We start from the raw sequence: 17,216 nt of genomic DNA, 5'->3' as shown, positions 1-17,216 counted from the left end.
AAGGCCAGATGAAGGAATTCATCTGGCCTTTTTACTATGCGACCTCAATGCATCAACGTATACAACTTTCTCCGATACGTCCGTACATCCGCATTGTTATTGCCCAGCTTCTCAAACAACTCCACCAACGTCGACTTGGCCACACCGTCTTTATAAGTGCTGTCCGCCTGCATGAGCCGGATCAACAAATCCATCGCCTCTGCGTTCTCCTCCTGCAGCACTTTGTGCAGCGCTAACTGGTGCAGGGCTTCCGGATCCTGGGGATTGGCTTTCAATGCTTGCTCCAAACCTTCAAGAGCAGGCAGTTCACTGGACTGCTTTAGAAACTTGATCCGAGCTGCCAGCTGTTTGGCCTTGGTCTGCAGCTTCTCTTCCGGTGGCAGACTTTCGAGCACTTGTTCGGCCGTTTCGAGATCGCCCTGTTCGGCTTTTAGCTGGGCCAGATCGATCAGTACGTTCAGGTTTTCCGGGTCCTTCTGATTCATCTCCGTCAGAATCGCCAGAGCACCGTCCAAATCCCCCGCTTCCCAAAGCGCGTGGGCTTTTTCGTAAGGGTCTTCTGCCGGCAGCTCAACGTGCTTCTCCAGCACTTTGCGGATTTCACTTTCCGGCTGGGCGCCATTAAATCCGTCTACAGCCTGGCCATCTTTCACAAGAATAACGGTCGGTAAACTGCGCACACCCAAAGAAGACGTCAATTCTTGCTGCTCATCAGCATTCACTTTGGCCAGCAGGAAGTTGCCCTGATATTCGTCCGCCAGCTTTTCCAGTATCGGCATCAGCTGCTTGCACGGCGCGCACCAGTCCGCCCAAACATCCACCAGGATGGGCGTTTTGGCAGAGGCTTCCATTACCTCTTGCGGAAAGTTGTCCATGGTGGCATCGAAGATATAGGGTGAAGCAGTCATAAAGTAACCCGGTCAAAAGGATGTTTGATGGCCTTGGTAATGGGGGCCAAACAATAAAAAATCAAGCCAACTTGAAAATCTCACCATCGCCGTTACATAGGATAGTAAACACTCACGCCTTTAGAGCGAACGGTATGAACGACGAAAACCGCAAAGACTCCCTGGACGAATTTGAAGAAGACGTGACCGAATACATCGGTAAAGAAGAAAACAACAAGGCCCTCGCGCTGCCACAACAAGCCCGGCCGCAAAGAATGTATGTGCTGCCTGTCACCAACCGGCCATTCTTTCCGGCACAGGTGCAGCCGGTGATGGTCAACGAAGATCCTTGGCAGGAAACGCTGAAACGGGTGGCGGAAACCGATCATAAAATGCTGGGCATTTGCTTTGTTGAGGACACCGAGAGTGACTCAGGCGTGCCTGCCAGCGACGAACTGGAATTAATGGGCTGCGCCGTTCGGGTCCATCAAGCCCAGCACGACAACGGCAAAGTCCAATTCATTGCTCAGGGCCTGCACCGTTTCAAGGTCGTGCAATGGCTGCGCCGCCGTCCGCCCTATCTGGTGGAAGTCGAATACCCGGAAGAGCCGGAAGAGCCGGCCGACGAGCTTAAGGCTTACACCCTCGCCATCATTGGTGCCATCAAGGAACTGCTGCGCACAAATCCACTCTATGGCGAAGACGTAAAACAGTACCTCTCGCGCTTCGGCCCGGATGACAGCTCGCCACTGGCCGACTTCGGCGCGTCCATGACCAGCGCACCCGGGCAGGAGCTGCAGGAAGTTCTGGATACGGTTCCGCTGCTTCGCCGCATGGAGCGGGTGCTTCTGCTCATGCGCAAAGAGCTGGAAGTCGCTCGCCTGCAGTCCGAAATCAACGAGGAAGTGAACGAAAAGGTGCAAAAGCACCAGCGTGAATTCTTCCTGCGCGAGCAACTGAAAGTCATTCAGCGCGAACTCGGCATCGCCAAAGACGACAAGACCGCCGATGCAGAGCGCTTCGAAGCGCGGATGACCAAACTGAACCCGCCGGAAGCGGTGCAAGAACGCTTCGACGAGGAAATTCAGAAATTGCAGATTCTGGAGCAAGGCTCGCCGGAATACGGCGTCACCCGCAATTACCTCGACTGGCTCACGCAAGTGCCGTGGGGCGAATACTCCGAAGACCATTTCGATCTCGCTGCTGCGCGAAAGATATTGGACCGGGACCACGATGGCCTCAACGATGTTAAAGACCGCATCATCGAGTTCCTTGCTGAAGGCTCTTTCAAAGGCGAAATGAGTGGCTCCATCCTCTTGCTGGTTGGCCCGCCGGGTGTGGGCAAGACATCAATTGGCCACTCTGTGGCAGATGCCCTCGGCCGCGAATTCTATCGCTTCAGTGTCGGCGGCATGCGTGACGAAGCCGAGATCAAAGGTCACCGCCGCACTTACATCGGCGCGATGCCGGGCAAATTTGTGCAAGCACTCAAAGACACAAAAGTCGCCAACCCCGTCATCATGCTGGATGAGATCGACAAAATCGGCTCCTCCTTCCAGGGCGACCCGGCATCCGCGCTGCTGGAAACCCTGGACCCGGAACAAAACAAAGAGTTTTTGGACCACTACCTTGATGTGCGCATGGACCTGTCCAAAGTGCTGTTCATCTGCACCGCCAACCAACTCGACACCATCCCTCGGCCACTGCTGGACCGGATGGACGTGATCCGACTGTCCGGTTACATCAGCGAAGAAAAACTCGCCATTGCCAAGCATTACCTGATTCCTCGCCTGCTCAAGCGCGCCGGCTTACTGAAAAAGCAGCTCAACATTTCCGATGCCGCGGTGCGTCAGGTCATTGAAGGATATGCCCGAGAAGCAGGTGTCCGCAGCCTGGAAAAACTGCTGCACAAAATCATTCGAAAAGGCATCGTGAAGCTGCTGGAAACCCCGGACGAGCCAGTGAAAGTAGGTGTAAGCGACCTGACCACCTATCTCGGCCAGCCGGCCTTCCGAAAAGAAAAATCCCTGAAAGGCACTGGCGTCGTCACCGGGCTCGCCTGGACCGCTATGGGCGGGGCGACCCTGAGCATCGAAGCTTCCCGCGTTCACACCCACCACCGGGGCTTCAAACTGACCGGTCAATTGGGTGATGTCATGCGCGAGTCGGCCGAGATTGCCTACAGCTACGTCGCGTCTAACCTTAAGCGCTTCAAAGGAGACCCGACCTTCTTCGAGAAGTCTTTCGTGCACCTGCACGTGCCAGAAGGCGCAACACCGAAAGACGGCCCCAGTGCCGGCGTCACCATGGCAACCGCCTTACTGTCCATCGCACGCAGGGAAGCCCCACAGCAGAATCTGGCTATGACCGGCGAACTGACGCTGACAGGCCAAGTACTGCCGGTTGGCGGGATACGAGAGAAGGTGATTGCGGCAAGGAGACAGAAGATCAGCAACCTGATCCTGCCCGAAGCAAACCGGGGAGATTACGAAGAGTTACCGGATTATCTCAAGGAAGGGCTAACGGTGAACTTTGCCAAGAACTACACCGACGTATTTCAGGTGTGCTTCGGCAACAAGCCCAAGAGCGGGTCGAGCGTGCATTGACCTAAAACCCAATAGCCTGGTCGACGCTGGGTGGGGGCGTGTGTTATCTGACGGAAAAGATGTCTGAGCAAAGCGAGTTATCTTTCCAAAGAAAACACACGCCCCACCCAGTGCCAGCACGCCGTTTCAGGCTGCCAACCTCAGCCCTTCTCCTTCCACCCATCATCCTTCAAAACAGACCCCACCGTCAGAACGGGCGAAGCATCAATATCATCGGCATCCATCATATGAGCCACGCGTTGCAATGACGACAAAATCATCGTCTGCTCCCACTCCGCCAGACTCTGGAATTTCTCGATGAAATCTTCCTGCAAAGGATTCGGAGCACGGGCTAAAAGCTCAGCGCCCTCTTCCGTCAAATGCGCATGCACCTTCCGCTTATCCTTGGTGCTGCGCACACGATAAACCAACTTACGGTGTTCGAGGCGGTCGAGAATGGTCGTTACCGTCGCCTGACTAAGGCTGACATTCTCCGCAATCGTACCGATCGTCACCTCACCCAAGTCGCGAATGGTGCGCATAATCAGCAACTGAGGCCCGGTCAACCCGGCATGCTTACTCAACCGCTTGGAATGCAAATCCGTTGCCCGGATAACCCGCCGAAGCGCTACCAACACCTGCTCGTAACTATCCAAAACTTGACTCCAAAGCCGTTTATTTATACCTCTAACTATTAGAGGTCTTCGAACTCTCCGATGCAAGTGTGAATTTTACCTAGCTCAGCGAATGCGTCGCCCTGCACGTAAAATAAAGAGCCGAGCCTCGCCGCGTGACATTATTTCTAGCAGGCACTGTGCTAAGGTCACGCACTATTATTGTTCCACCCACTGATAAAAAGCGGACACCTTTAATGATCAGGCACTACCTCGTTTTCACACTCGCCCTTATTTTCGCCGGACACCTCCATGCGCAGGGGCAAGAGCTCGGGCCGGATAAAGAGCTCACAGCCGAAGACGTGGAAGAAAGCATCAAAACGCTCGAAAAACCCATGTATACCCCCTTCGTCGAGCTCTACTTGCTCGACGAAACCAAAGCGCTTCGCCAAGACATGCAAAACACTCGCGCTGAGCTGATCGAAAAAGTGGTTGAGAAAGAACTGTCCGTGGCCGACAAATCCATGTCTTATGCCGCCGACACGGTTACCTACTTCTTCTATCTGATTGCCGGCGCCACATCCATCCTTGTTGTTATCGGCTGGAACTCGATTCGCGACATGCGCCATCAGCTCACTGGCCTCGCCGAAGAGCGGGTGAACGAACTGGTGGTGGAATACGAGAAGCGCCTGAAAGCGATCGAAGTACAGCTTCAGCAAAAGTCCGAGATCATTCACCAGAACCAGGCAGAAATCGAGCTGACCAACGAAGTGCACGCGCTCTGGCTTAAAGCCAGTCAGGAAACCTCGCAACAGAACAAGATCAATACCTACGACCAGATTCTGGAACTGCGACCCGACGATGTTGAGGCTCTGAGCTATAAAGCCGATGCAGTCCTGGAGATACAAGAACCGCTTTGGGCCATCAGCCTTTGCAACCGCGCTCTTAAGCTGGCACCAGACAATGGTCACGCTCTGTATCAACTGGCTTGTGCGTTTGCCGAAATTGGCCGCTGGGAAGATGCCGTCGCCAACCTTGCCAAAGCCATCGAGATCTCCGAAGCCTATCGAGACGATGCTTCCGTTGACCCAAGCTTTGAGCAATTACACGAACACGAAAACTTTAAGAATCTGGTCTTTATCGATCGCGACGACTCGGAAGACGCATAAACTCGCGACAGAAGAGCGGCTATCCGCGCATTTGCTTGACAAGGCCTGGGCTGTGGTGTTTCTTAACTCATTGTGAACATAAGAATAACCCTGACACACAGGAAAAAACACAATGGAAATTTCCGCAAAGAAACTCGCTACCGCTGTAAGTGCATCCATAGCCTTGATGGCCGCCGGCCACGCTACTGCAGATATTAAAGTAGGCATTGCAGGCCCAATGACCGGCCCGGTCGCCCAGTATGGTGACATGCAGTTCTCGGGTGCACGCATGGCCATCGAGCGCATCAACGCCGCCGGCGGTGTGATGGGCGAAGATCTGGTTGCCGTTGAAGTCGATGACGTATGCGACCCCAAGCAGGCCGTCACCGTTGCCAACCGCTTGGTCAACGAAGGGGTTCAGTACGTTATTGGTCACCTGTGTTCAAGCTCGACCCAGCCAGCCTCCGATATCTATGAGGACGAAGGCATTCTGATGATTACCCCGGCATCCACCAGCCCGGAAATCACTGAACGCGGTTATGAACTGGTCTTCCGTACGATCGGTCTGGATAGCATGCAAGGCCCGGTCGCGGGTAACTACATCGCCAGCCAGAAACCGGAGCGGGTTGCAGTTGTCCACGATAAACAGCAGTACGGGGAAGGTATCGCCACCGCGGTTCGTGACACCCTGAACGATGCCGGCATCGAAGTCGCCATGTTCGAAGGCATCACGGCCGGTGACAAAGACTTCTCCTCTTTGGTCACCAAAATAAAGCAAGCCGACGTGGACTTCGTCTACTACGGCGGCTACCACCCGGAACTGGGACTGATCTTACGTCAGGCTCGTCAGACTGACGTCACGGCGAAGTTCATGGGCCCTGAAGGTGTTGGCAACAAAGACATCAACACCATCGCTGGCGAAGCCGCAGAAGGCCTACTGGTCACCCTACCGCCGAGCTTTGATGAAAAGGCCGAAAACCAAGAACTGGTCAAGGCATTCAAAGACAAGGGCGAAGATCCATCAGGCCCCTTCGTTCTGCCTTCTTACACAGCCGTTCAGCTGATTGTTGAAGGCATCAAGCAAGCCGATTCCAAAGATCCGTTTGACGTTGCCGCCGCCCTGCGCGCCAACAGCTTTGAAACGCCAATCGGTACCGTTCAATACGACAAAGCCGGGGATCTGAAGTCCTTCGAATTTGTGGTCTACGAATGGCACTCTGACGGCAGCAAGACTCCGGCACAGTAAGCCAAATCCTCTACCGAGGTATGAGTGAGAGCACCTTCCAGCCGCGATCCGGGGGAAGGTGCTTTTCTGGCCGTATGCATTCGGAGCTCCCCCAGCATGCAAGATCTCCTATATTTTTCCCAACAGCTCGTTAACGGGCTTACGATCGGGAGCACTTACGCCCTGATCGCCATCGGCTACACGATGGTTTACGGCATTATCGGCATGATCAACTTCGCCCACGGCGAAATCTACATGATCGGCGCTTACACAGCGCTTATCGCCATTACCGGACTTGCCACCCTCGGTGTTGCCTGGTTACCCGTGATTTTGCTGGTTGCGCTGATTTGCGCGGTGATCGTATCCAGCTCCATGGGCTGGGCCGTTGAACGAGTTGCCTACCGTCCGGTACGCGGTCGACACCGGCTGATTCCGCTCATCTCCGCCATTGGCATGTCGATCTTCCTGCAAAACTACGTCCATCTGGCCCAAGGCTCGCGCAACATTGGCTTTCCTGCACTGATCGACGGCAGCTTTCGCTTTGGTCCTCCTGAAAGCTTCCAGCTTTCACTCTCTTATATGCAGCTCACCATTTTTATCACCACGCTTATCTGCATGACCCTACTCTCTCTGTTTATCTCACGCTCACGTATCGGGCGGGCCTGCCGGGCCGTCTCCCAGGATTTGGGTATGGCTAACCTACTGGGCATAGACACCAACCGGATCATTTCCGCGACCTTTGTGATCGGTGCCTCGCTGGCGGCGGTTGCGGGTTTGTTGCTGGGCATGTACTACGGCTCGGTAGACCCACTATTCGGCTTCATCGCCGGTCTGAAAGCCTTCACGGCAGCGGTATTGGGCGGCATCGGCAGCATTCCCGGTGCCATGTTGGGCGGCCTGATTCTCGGCGTATCGGAGAGCATGACCTCTGGCTACTTAAGCGGTGAATACAAAGACGTTGTTTCGTTCAGTTTGCTGATACTGATTCTGCTGTTCAAACCCACCGGCCTGCTTGGCAAACCGGAGGTTGAGAAAATCTGATGGCAACACACAACTTAAAACATGCGTTGTTCTGTGCGATCGTTACCGTCGTTATCGCTTACCCTATCCTCGGCCTGAACCTGGTAGCTCAAGGCACGCAAATCGGGCTTGAAGGTGCGACTCCCACCACCATCGTCTCGATATTTTTCGCCGCCGGCATCGTGTTTTTCTTCCAGTTGTTCCGTGACAACATCATGGGCAGCCTTGGCAAACTACCCAAACTGAATCCATTCAGTGGTCGCGAACCCATGCCCGATGCGAAACGGGCGAAGGTGGAAGCCTGGGTACTGACCGGCATTATCGTGCTGGCCTTATTCTGGCCGTTCGTTGTGTCGCGGGGGTCGGTGGATCTGGCAACACTGGTGCTTATTTACATCATGCTGGCTCTCGGCTTGAACGTGGTAGTCGGCCTTGCCGGCCTGCTCGACCTTGGCTACGTCGCTTTCTATGCGGTGGGGGCCTATACCTTTGCCCTGCTTTACCAATACTTCGGATTCACCTTCTGGATGGCATTGCCCGTCGGCGCCCTGTTGGCCGCGACCTTTGGCATGGTGCTCGGTTTTCCGGTGTTGCGACTCCGGGGCGATTACCTGGCCATCGTGACGCTGGGGTTCGGCGAGATTATCCGTATTCTTCTGAACAACTGGACCGCCGTTACCGGCGGTCCCAACGGTATCGGCGGCATTCCGGACCCGACATTGTTCGGCATGGAATTCGGACGCAGAGTAAAAGAGGAAGGCAATACTTCCTTCCATGAAACCTTCGGCATCGCATACAGCGGTGAGCACAAGGTTATTTTCCTGTACTTAATTGCGCTGGTCCTTGCGGTGATTACGGCTCTGGTTATCCGCCGGCTGATGCGCATGCCTGTTGGCCGGGCTTGGGAAGCCCTTCGGGAAGATGAAATTGCAGCCCGCTCCCTCGGCCTGAGCCGCACAGCGGTCAAACTCTCTGCGTTCACCATCGGAGCGTTCTTTGCGGGTTTTGCCGGTACCGTCTTCGCTTCCAAACAAGGCTTTATCAGCCCAGAATCCTTTGTCTTTCTGGAGTCCGCCATCATTCTGGCGATAGTTGTGCTTGGCGGCATGGGCTCCCAGATCGGCGTCATCCTTGCGGCGATTGCTGTCACCATCCTGCCGGAACTCGCGCGAGAGTTCTCAGACTTCCGAATGTTAGTCTTCGGGGCCGCCATGGTCCTGATGATGGTGTGGCGTCCACAAGGTCTGATGCCCATGCGTCGAATTCCCATTGCACTGAAACGGCAGGAGTGACAGGTATGCTAGAAGTACAAGATCTGTCCATGCGCTTCGGCGGACTGCTGGCCGTGGACGGCGTAAATCTGGACGTTCAGAACCATGAAATCGTCTCGGTGATTGGCCCTAATGGCGCAGGGAAAACCACCGTCTTCAACTGCCTTAGCGGATTCTACAAGCCCACCGGCGGCAAGATTCTTTTTGAAGGTAAGGAAGTGCAGGGCAAGCCGGACTACAAGATCTCACGGCTCGGCATGGTGCGCACGTTTCAGCACGTTCGGCTATTCAATCAGATGTCGGTGGCTGAGAACCTGTTGGTCGCTCAACACCGCCATCTGAACACGAACCTATTGTCCGGCTTGATCAAAACCCCGAACTATCGGTCGCGGGAACAGCGTTCTCTGGACAAGGCAGCGTATTGGCTCGAGCGGGTTGGGCTGTTGGAACTGTCTAACCGAGAAGCCGGCAACCTCGCCTACGGACAACAACGCCGCCTCGAGATTGCTCGCTGCATGGTCACGGAACCTAAACTGCTGATGCTCGACGAGCCTGCCGCAGGCCTCAACCCGGCGGAGACCAAAGAGCTCAACCAGCTAATCATGAGTCTGAAAGAGGATTACAACGTTTCAGTGCTACTGATAGAGCACGACATGAGCCTCGTGATGGACATTTCCGACCGAATTGCCGTCATCAATCAGGGCCGCCCTCTGGCCAGTGGCACACCGGCCGAAGTCCGTCAAAACGATGACGTGATCAAAGCTTATCTGGGCGAGGCCTGAGGAAGAACCATGCTAGTACTGGAAAACGTTCATACGCATTACGGCAAAATCGAGGCATTGCACGGTGTCTCTGTTGAAGTGAACAAAGGGGAAATCGTCTCGCTGATTGGCGCCAACGGTGCCGGAAAAACCACCCTGCTGATGACAGTATGCGGCAACCCGCAAGCCAGTTCGGGGCGTATTATTTTGGAAGGTAAAGACATCACTCACGATGCCACGTCCAACATCATGCGCTCCGGTATTGCGATCGTACCGGAAGGCCGGCGAGTGTTCTCTGGTCTGACGGTGGAAGAAAACCTGCATATGGGCGGGTTCTTCAACACCAAGGAGGAAATTCGTTCAAGCCAGGACCACGTCTACGAGCTGTTCCCCAGACTCAAAGAACGCGAGAACCAACGCGCCGGCACCATGTCTGGTGGTGAGCAACAGATGTTAGCCATCGGCCGGGCACTGATGAGCAAGCCCAACATGATCATTTTAGACGAGCCTTCTCTGGGCTTGGCGCCGATCATCATCCAACAGATCTTCGAGATCATCGGCCACTTGCGAGACGAAGGCATCACGGTGTTTCTCGTTGAGCAGAATGCTCATCAGGCATTGAACTTGGCGGACCGGGGATACGTGCTCGAAACCGGGAAAATCCGACTGCACGATACAGGCAAGAACTTGCTGAACAACCCAGAGGTTCGGGAGGCTTATCTGGGGGGCTGACATGCGCCCATAAAAAAGCCGGAGCAGGCTACCCTGTTCCGACTTTTTTGCTAATCACAAAGCTTACTTAATGCTTCGGATTGTACCTTTGTAACCTTCAACTTTTACGTCGATGGTGCCAAAGAAGCCATAGCCTTCCTGCTTGATGGTGTAGCGAGGAGCTACGATCACATCAGCACCGGACTCGGTAATGGCGTTGTAGGCTGCTGCGGATTTCACTTTTTCAGTCAAAGAAGCGCCACCCAAAGAAAGCAGAGAACCGCCACCGTTAGCACCGTAGGCAACACCGTCAGCGTATTCGCTTTGAGCGCCCAGAGTCAGCAGACCAAACAGCTGAGTAACGGAAGATTCGCCAGTAATTTTTTCGCCAACTTCGATGTCAGCTTTAACGTCAGTAGCAACGCTACCAGTCAGAGGCAGAGAAGGTGCACTGGTGTTCAGGGAGCTACAACCGGTCAACGCGCCGGCCATTACTAGGCTTGAAGCAATAAGTAATTTTTTCACAATCATGTCTCCATGTGTCATTGAAGGTCGCCATCGTGGCGGGCGAAACTATACGCAACTCACCTTCTTATGACAACTTAATATAACCTTGGATCATTTAAACGAATTTGCAATAAGCAACTATTCAAAAGATCGGACCTAAGTGCTTCGTACACTTTGCGTTTTTGCAATCTTGTCTATACTTACGTGAGCGGTTTACAAGCTGGGCCCACCCCACGGACCGTTCTCAACTAAAAGATAATTAGCCTTACGTTTAGGCGCTTTGTGACGAGAAAAAACCACACAAGGAGTGGATAATGAAAAAACTAATCGCAGGTGCAATTCTTCTAGGTGCATCTTCTATGGCATTCGCTCAGCCCGGCTGTGGCGTTGGGGCCATGATCTGGAAGGGCCAATCCGGCATTGCTCCACACGTGCTGGCAGCCACTACCAACGGAACCTTCGGTAACCAGACTTTTGGCATGACAACCGGTACCTTGGGCTGCTCTACCAACCAGTCTGTCCAATCCATGGCCATGTACATGGATAGCAACATCGATAAAGTTGCCCGTGACATGTCTCGCGGTACTGGAGAAAACCTGGACACACTCGCCGTTCTTCTTGGCGTAGAAGACGTGGATCGCGCTGATTTCCGCCAGGTACTTCAGGATAACTTCGCAGCCATCTTCCCGAACTCCGAAACCACTTCTGGCGAAGCGGTAGACGCTATCGTAGCCCTGCTCGAGCAGAACGAGTCTTTGAGCAAATACGTGGCGGCCTGATCGCCAAGCCCCGAAGGATTGAACCTGCGCCACGGATGGCGCACTATCGTTTTCTTCACTCCAACCGGATGTACCAAACACCCATGGGCTACCTCTTGCGCACTGGGCAGGCTGTATTATGGCTTGCTGGCACCTTGGCAACCCAAACTGCCTTTGCTTCCAATCCCCACAAGCTGCACGAACATCCCGTTTGGCTCACGCTTGGCCACTATCATGAAAACAGCTGGGGTTCGGGCCACACCAGTCAGGCCGATGATCCGGGGTTTTTCCTAAGCGAAGATGGTAAAACCAATCCGAAGGCAGAGCTTTCCGCCACTCTCGAAGCGATCCAACAACCCGGTGAAGGTAATGACCACGCGCGCTGCCGCTTCCCTGCCCGAGATGCCTGGTTACGACAACAGCTTGACCTGCCCAATGAACCGGTGAGCTGCCCGGCGTATGAAGACTGGGCCGGCACCCTGAATACCGAAAAAGTCACGCTGGTGTTTGCCGCGTCTTACCTAAACAGCCCCTCTTCGATGTTTGGCCACACCTTCCTGAGACTCGACCCACCGCAGGATGACAACGAAACCGACCTGCTGCTGGCCAACACCATTTCTTACGCCGCCGATGCCGCCGAGCACGACAGCGAGCTGCTGTTTGCCTATCGAGGCATTTTCGGCGGCTACCCGGGCATTACGGCGATCAAGCCCTATTACGAAATGATCCGCCTGTACAACGACATCGAACACCGGGACTTGTGGGAATACACCCTGAATCTAAGCCAGCCAGAAGTCGACACCATGCTGGCCCACACTTGGGAAATTCAGGACAAGAACTTCGACTACTACTTCTTCGACGAAAACTGTGCCTACCGCCTGCTCGCACTCATTGACGTGGCACGGCCTGGAACAGACCTTCTGGCCGAAGTAAGTACTCACGCAATTCCTTCCGACACAGTACGCTGGGTGCGCGATAAAAATCTGGTTGAGAGCATTCATTACCGGCCGTCAGCGGCTACCGCCGTTAGTCACCACCTCGACTCCCTGCCCGACCAGCACCAAACCATTGCCGCTGCGATCGCCAACGGCTTCGTGCAGCTGGATGCCCCGGAAGTCCAAAACCTGCGTTCCGGCGAAAAAGCTCGCTTGCTCGATGCCACCTACGACTACGTTCGCTACCAAAGCGAAGCCGACAACTGGCCCCGCGAGTTTGCAGCACCGCTATCGCACCAATTACTGGTTACCCGCAGTCGCATCGAAAACGCTGAATCCATCCCCCCGGTGGCGGAACCCGCCGTACGGGATGACCAAGGCCACGACACCTTCAGACTGAGCGTCGGCTCCGGCCAGATGGCCCACGAGGAATTCACCCAACTAACCCTCCGCCCTGCTTACCACGACATTGTCGATCCACCGGAAGGCTACCGAACCGGCGCCCAACTCCAGTTCCTCCGCTTGGACGCACGGCTCTACCATGGCAACGACGAGCTTCAGGTCGAACAGATTACCGGTGTGGAAATTCGCTCCCTGAGCCCCCGCAACCAGTTCTTCTCCCCTACCTCCTGGCAAGTAGGCTTCGGCGGCCGCCGGACAGACACGGAAACAGACAGAGTATTGGCGCCGTACCTGGAAGGTGGAGCCGGCGGAAGCTGGAGCCTTGGAGACAACAGCCAAGCGTTCGCCATCGCCACCGCCGATCTGGAAATCGACGACGACATCCGCCGCGGCTACGACTTCGCCCCCGGCGCAGACCTGGGCTTATTGCACCAAAGCAGCCGCTTCAGCCTTCTCGGCGGCGTGAAAACCAAAGCCTGGATCGTCAGCAGCCAACATCGGCAGGACCAGCTATACCTGAAAGCCAACTACCACATTGGCCGCGAATTCAGCCTATTCACCGAATTCAACCGAGAAGACCACTTCGACAGGTACCAAAGCACATGGCAGGCCGGCATCCACGCATACTTCTGAGCACCAAAGCGCTCACCACCGTTCTCTTGGCATTTCTGGCACTGCTGCACACCGGTTGCAGCAGTGTTTTCTTCTATCCGGACAACACCACCTACATCACCCCGGACCGGCTTAACTTGGAATACCAAGACGTTTTTCTAAACACCGAAGACGGAGAAACCCTCCACGGCTGGTGGCTCCCCGCGCACACTGACGAACCCGCCAAAGGCACCATCTACTACCTACACGGCAATGCCCAAAACGTGAGTGCTCACATACTCAACATCGCCTGGCTACCGCCGGAAGGCTACAACCTTTTCACCCTAGACTACCGCGGCTACGGCCAATCCACCGGAGCCCCAGACATCGAAGGCGCCCTGCACGACGTGGAAACCGGTCTACGCTGGCTAGCCGAACGCCATACCGGTCAGCCACTCTTCATCCTCGGCCAAAGCCTCGGCGGCGCACTCGGGACCGCCCTTGCCAGCGAATGGGTACAACGTAATGAACAACCTGAACTGAACGGCGTAATCCTTGATGGCACTTTCTCCGGCTTCCGCTACATCGCCCGGGAAAAACTCGACACCTTCTGGCTAACCTGGCCGTTCCAATATCCCCTGAGCTGGACCATCCCCGAAGAGTACGAAGGCGTAGACCGAATACCCGCCATCTCACCGGTCCCTATCATGATCATCCACAGCGCCCGCGACGGCATCATCCCGTTCCACCACGGCATAAGACTCTATGATGCCGCTGAACAACCAAAAGAATTCCTCCGGACGGATACCCCCCATGCAGCCACATTCGTGATTCCTGCATACCGTGAGGCGGCTCTGGAGTTTATGGGAGAGAGCCTCTAGTTTCGAAGCTATCGTTTGTTTCGAAGCCACTGACTAAGGTCCGTGCGTGGTTGAGTAATAGCCAGAAACGAAAAAACCCGCCAAAAGGCGGGTTTTCTCAAGACAAACTAAGAAATCTTAGTCAGCGAATTCAGTTGCCTGCTCGCCTTCCTTAACTTCCTTCATGGACAGCTTAACGCGGCCACGATTGTCCACATCCAGAACCTTAACCAGAACTTCCTGACCTTCGCTCAGCTCGTCAGTCACGTTCTCGATACGGCGATCAGAGATCTGGGAAATGTGCACCAGACCATCCTTGCCAGGCAGAATGTTCACAAACGCACCGAAGTCCACAATCCGCTCAACACGGCCCTTGTAGATAGCGCCCACTTCGATCTCAGCGGTGATTTCCTTAACACGATTCATCGCCGCCTGAGCTGCTTCACCGTTGTCCGCGTAGATTTTCACATTACCGTCATCATCCAGATCGATAGACGCACCGGTCTCATCGCAGATAGAACGGATCACAGAACCGCCCTTACCGATCACGTCACGGATCTTGTCCGGATGGATCTTGATGGTGGTGATGCTCGGTGCACGATCAGACAGCTTGGAACGCGGCTCAGAGATAACCTTGTTCATCTCGTCTAGGATGTGCAAACGCGCAGCCTGTGCCTGCTCCAGAGCGAGTTCCATGATCTCGTCAGTGATACCGTTGATCTTGATATCCATCTGCAGAGCCGTGATACCTTCTTTGGTACCAGCAACCTTGAAGTCCATATCGCCCAAGTGATCTTCGTCACCCAGAATGTCGGTCAGAATAGCGAACTTCTCGCCTTCCTTAACCAGACCCATAGCGATACCGGCAACCGGCGCCTTGATCGGAACACCGGCGTCCATCAGCGCGAGGCTGGAACCACAAACGGAAGCCATGGAGCTGGAACCGTTAGATTCCGTAATCTCGGAAACAGAACGGATGGCGTACGGGAATTCTTCGATGGTCGGCATAACCGCCAACACACCACGCTTGGCCAAACGACCGTGGCCCACTTCACGACGACCCGGAGTACCTACACGGCCGGCTTCACCGACAGAGTACGGAGGGAAGTTGTAGTGGAACATGAACGGGTCTTTACGCTCGCCTTCCAGTGCGTCGATGGTCTGAACGTCACGGGTGGTGCCCAGAGTCGTAGTAACGATCGCCTGAGTTTCACCACGGGTGAACAGCGCAGAACCGTGAACAGAAGGCAGAATGCCCACTTCCACTTCGATCGGACGAACGGTCTTGTTATCACGGCCGTCGATACGCGGCTTGCCATCGATAACTTGCTGACGAACAACCGTCTTCTCGACTTTGCCGAAGTACTTCTTCACCAGATCAGCGGAAGGCTGGCCTTCTTCTTCACCAGCCAGCTTATCAACTGCAGCGGCTTTGATTTCGCCCAAACGCGCGTAGCGAGCCATCTTGTCGTGAATCGCATACGCTTCTTCGATCTGACCAACGAAGTCCGCTTTGATCGCGTCCAGCAGTCCGGTGTCTTCCGGCTCTGGCTGCCAATCCCAACGTGGCTTGCCGTTCTCAGCAGCAAACTCTTTGATCGCATTGATCGCAGTCTGCATTTCCTGGTGAGCATACAGAACGCCACCCAGCATCTGATCTTCAGACAGGCCTTTGGCTTCGGATTCAACCATCAGGACCGCTTCGTCAGTACCTGCAACAACCATGTCCAGAAGAGAGGTTTCCAGATCTTCAAAAGACGGGTTCAGGAAGTAGCCTTTGTCGTTGGTGAAACCAACGCGGGCAGCACCGATAGGGCCGTCAAAAGGAATACCAGAAATAGCCAAGGCAGCAGAAGCGGCCAGCATGGCTGCAATATCCGGATCCTGCTTCTTGTCGGTCGACATAACCGTCAGGATCAACTGCACTTCGTTCATGTAGCCAGTCGGGAACAAAGGACGGATCGGACGGTCGATCAGACGCGACGTCAGAGTTTCTTTCTCGGAAGGACGACCTTCACGCTTGAAGAAGCCACCGGGGATTTTGCCCGCAGCGTATGTCTTCTCGGAGTAGTTGACGGTCAGCGGAAAGAAAGGCTGACCCGGCTTCGCTTCACGAACACCAACAACGGTTCCCAGAACGGAGGTATCACCACAGGTAACAACAACAGAACCCGTTGCTTGACGAGCAACGCGGCCGGTTTCCAATGTGAAGGTGTGTCCACCCATTTCAAATGTTTTCGTACGTGGTTGCAGATCCACAATTTACTCCTGCTTTTCAACTGTTTAATACGTGGCTAATGACTGAATGATTCATCATAGCCCGTGTTTTCCATTTATGCCGCAGCAGCCTGAACTGTGAACCAAAAGGCAACCCGTCTGAAAGCTAACAGGCTGTCGCAAAAACCCGGCTATGCCCCGGCTTTTCGACAACCTGCTTTCAATATCGGCTTTCCATTACGACAGGGAAAATCCTTTGGTGTCACGGACAAATCAACTGCAGCAGATGGCCATCTGGCTGTCTCACCGACAAACACAGACAGCGGGGGAGAAAACTCGGCTGGCCACGGGAATCCCCGGGCCAGCCTTCAGGTCACTAAATCCGATTAGCGACGCAGACCCAAACGCTTGATCAACTCAAGGTAACGGTCAGCATTTTTACGCTTCAGATAGTCCAGCAGCTTACGACGCTGGTTTACCATACGGATAAGACCACGGCGGGAATGGTGATCCTGCTTGTTGGCCTTAAAGTGATCCTGCAGCTTGTTGATGTTAGCGGTCAACAGAGCCACCTGAACTTCAGGGGAACCGGTGTCGCTTTCAGCTTGCTGAAAATCAGTAACGATTTGAGCTTTCTCACTGGCAGAAAGTGCCATATTACACCTCATTGTTTGCGATGCTGATAAATCCGGCCGAACCGCGCATCTCTACAGCCCGGCTAAAC

Annotated in this window: 15 protein-coding genes; 10 read left to right on the top strand and 5 right to left on the bottom strand. The window is 54.6% G+C overall.

Going from position 1 to position 17,216, the window contains the following annotated elements:
- Positions 1-44: 44 nt before the first annotated feature.
- A complete protein-coding gene (gene trxA / locus VOI14_RS08980; protein WP_323751707.1) occupies positions 45-908 on the bottom strand; it encodes a thioredoxin in 864 nt (287 codons plus the stop codon).
- Between the two features lie 134 nt (positions 909-1,042).
- On the opposite strand from trxA, the gene lon reads away from it, so the two are divergent.
- On the top strand, positions 1,043-3,493 hold the full coding sequence (gene lon / locus VOI14_RS08975) for an endopeptidase La (protein WP_323751706.1): 2,451 nt from the start codon (positions 1,043-1,045) through the stop codon (positions 3,491-3,493).
- 140 nt (positions 3,494-3,633) lie between these two features.
- Here the strand turns inward: lon and VOI14_RS08970 are convergent, their stop codons facing one another.
- Entirely contained in the window at positions 3,634-4,128 is a 495-nt protein-coding gene (locus VOI14_RS08970) for a MarR family transcriptional regulator (protein ID WP_323751705.1), read from the bottom strand.
- 215 nt (positions 4,129-4,343) lie between these two features.
- On the opposite strand from VOI14_RS08970, the gene VOI14_RS08965 reads away from it, so the two are divergent.
- The 6 genes from VOI14_RS08965 (at position 4,344) to VOI14_RS08940 (ending at position 10,243) form a co-directional block, all read left to right on the top strand.
- The gene (locus VOI14_RS08965) at positions 4,344-5,255 is read left to right on the top strand and encodes a tetratricopeptide repeat protein (RefSeq protein ID WP_323751704.1); all 912 of its coding nucleotides are present in this window, start codon (positions 4,344-4,346) and stop codon (positions 5,253-5,255) included.
- Positions 5,256-5,367: 112 nt separating this feature from the next.
- Positions 5,368-6,480, top strand: coding sequence for a branched-chain amino acid ABC transporter substrate-binding protein (locus VOI14_RS08960; RefSeq protein WP_323751703.1), 1,113 nt, complete (start codon positions 5,368-5,370; stop codon positions 6,478-6,480).
- A gap of 96 nt (positions 6,481-6,576) precedes the next feature.
- Positions 6,577-7,500: a high-affinity branched-chain amino acid ABC transporter permease LivH gene (gene livH / locus VOI14_RS08955; RefSeq protein WP_323751702.1), complete on the top strand. Its 924-nt coding sequence runs from the start codon at positions 6,577-6,579 to the stop codon at positions 7,498-7,500.
- Entirely contained in the window at positions 7,500-8,771 is a 1,272-nt protein-coding gene (locus VOI14_RS08950; protein ID WP_323751701.1) for a high-affinity branched-chain amino acid ABC transporter permease LivM, read from the top strand. The genes livH and VOI14_RS08950 overlap by 1 nt, the downstream gene beginning before the upstream one ends.
- A 5-nt stretch (positions 8,772-8,776) precedes the next feature.
- The gene (gene livG / locus VOI14_RS08945; protein ID WP_323751700.1) at positions 8,777-9,532 is read left to right on the top strand and encodes a high-affinity branched-chain amino acid ABC transporter ATP-binding protein LivG; all 756 of its coding nucleotides are present in this window, start codon (positions 8,777-8,779) and stop codon (positions 9,530-9,532) included.
- Between the two features lie 9 nt (positions 9,533-9,541).
- A complete protein-coding gene (locus VOI14_RS08940; protein WP_323751699.1) occupies positions 9,542-10,243 on the top strand; it encodes an ABC transporter ATP-binding protein in 702 nt (233 codons plus the stop codon).
- A 63-nt stretch (positions 10,244-10,306) separates the two neighbouring features.
- On the opposite strand, the gene VOI14_RS08935 is transcribed toward VOI14_RS08940, so the two are convergent.
- On the bottom strand, positions 10,307-10,753 hold the full coding sequence (locus VOI14_RS08935) for a hypothetical protein (protein ID WP_416361404.1): 447 nt from the start codon (positions 10,751-10,753) through the stop codon (positions 10,307-10,309).
- A gap of 290 nt (positions 10,754-11,043) precedes the next feature.
- On the opposite strand from VOI14_RS08935, the gene VOI14_RS08930 reads away from it, so the two are divergent.
- From VOI14_RS08930 to VOI14_RS08920, 3 genes are all read left to right on the top strand, one after another.
- A complete protein-coding gene (locus tag VOI14_RS08930) occupies positions 11,044-11,508 on the top strand; it encodes a DUF3015 domain-containing protein (RefSeq protein WP_323751697.1) in 465 nt (154 codons plus the stop codon).
- Positions 11,509-11,591: 83 nt separating this feature from the next.
- Entirely contained in the window at positions 11,592-13,457 is a 1,866-nt protein-coding gene (locus tag VOI14_RS08925; RefSeq protein WP_323751696.1) for a DUF4105 domain-containing protein, read from the top strand.
- Positions 13,427-14,296, top strand: a complete 870-nt coding sequence (locus VOI14_RS08920) for an alpha/beta hydrolase (RefSeq protein ID WP_323751695.1) — start codon at positions 13,427-13,429, stop codon at positions 14,294-14,296. The genes VOI14_RS08925 and VOI14_RS08920 overlap by 31 nt, the downstream gene beginning before the upstream one ends.
- A gap of 117 nt (positions 14,297-14,413) precedes the next feature.
- Here the strand turns inward: VOI14_RS08920 and pnp are convergent, their stop codons facing one another.
- Both pnp and rpsO read right to left on the bottom strand, forming a co-directional pair.
- The gene (gene pnp, locus VOI14_RS08915; RefSeq protein WP_323751814.1) at positions 14,414-16,528 is read right to left on the bottom strand and encodes a polyribonucleotide nucleotidyltransferase; all 2,115 of its coding nucleotides are present in this window, start codon (positions 16,526-16,528) and stop codon (positions 14,414-14,416) included.
- Between the two features lie 350 nt (positions 16,529-16,878).
- Positions 16,879-17,148 (bottom strand): 30S ribosomal protein S15, encoded by a 270-nt coding sequence (gene rpsO / locus VOI14_RS08910; RefSeq protein WP_323751694.1) that lies wholly within the window; start codon positions 17,146-17,148, stop codon positions 16,879-16,881.
- Positions 17,149-17,216: the final 68 nt, after the last annotated feature.

Origin of the sequence: Marinobacter sp., from assembly GCF_034669625.1 — a bacterium.
Lineage (GTDB): Bacteria > Pseudomonadota > Gammaproteobacteria > Pseudomonadales > Oleiphilaceae > Marinobacter.
The sequence above is the reverse complement of the archived record's forward strand: the minus strand, read 5'-3'. Positions and strand labels throughout refer to the sequence as shown.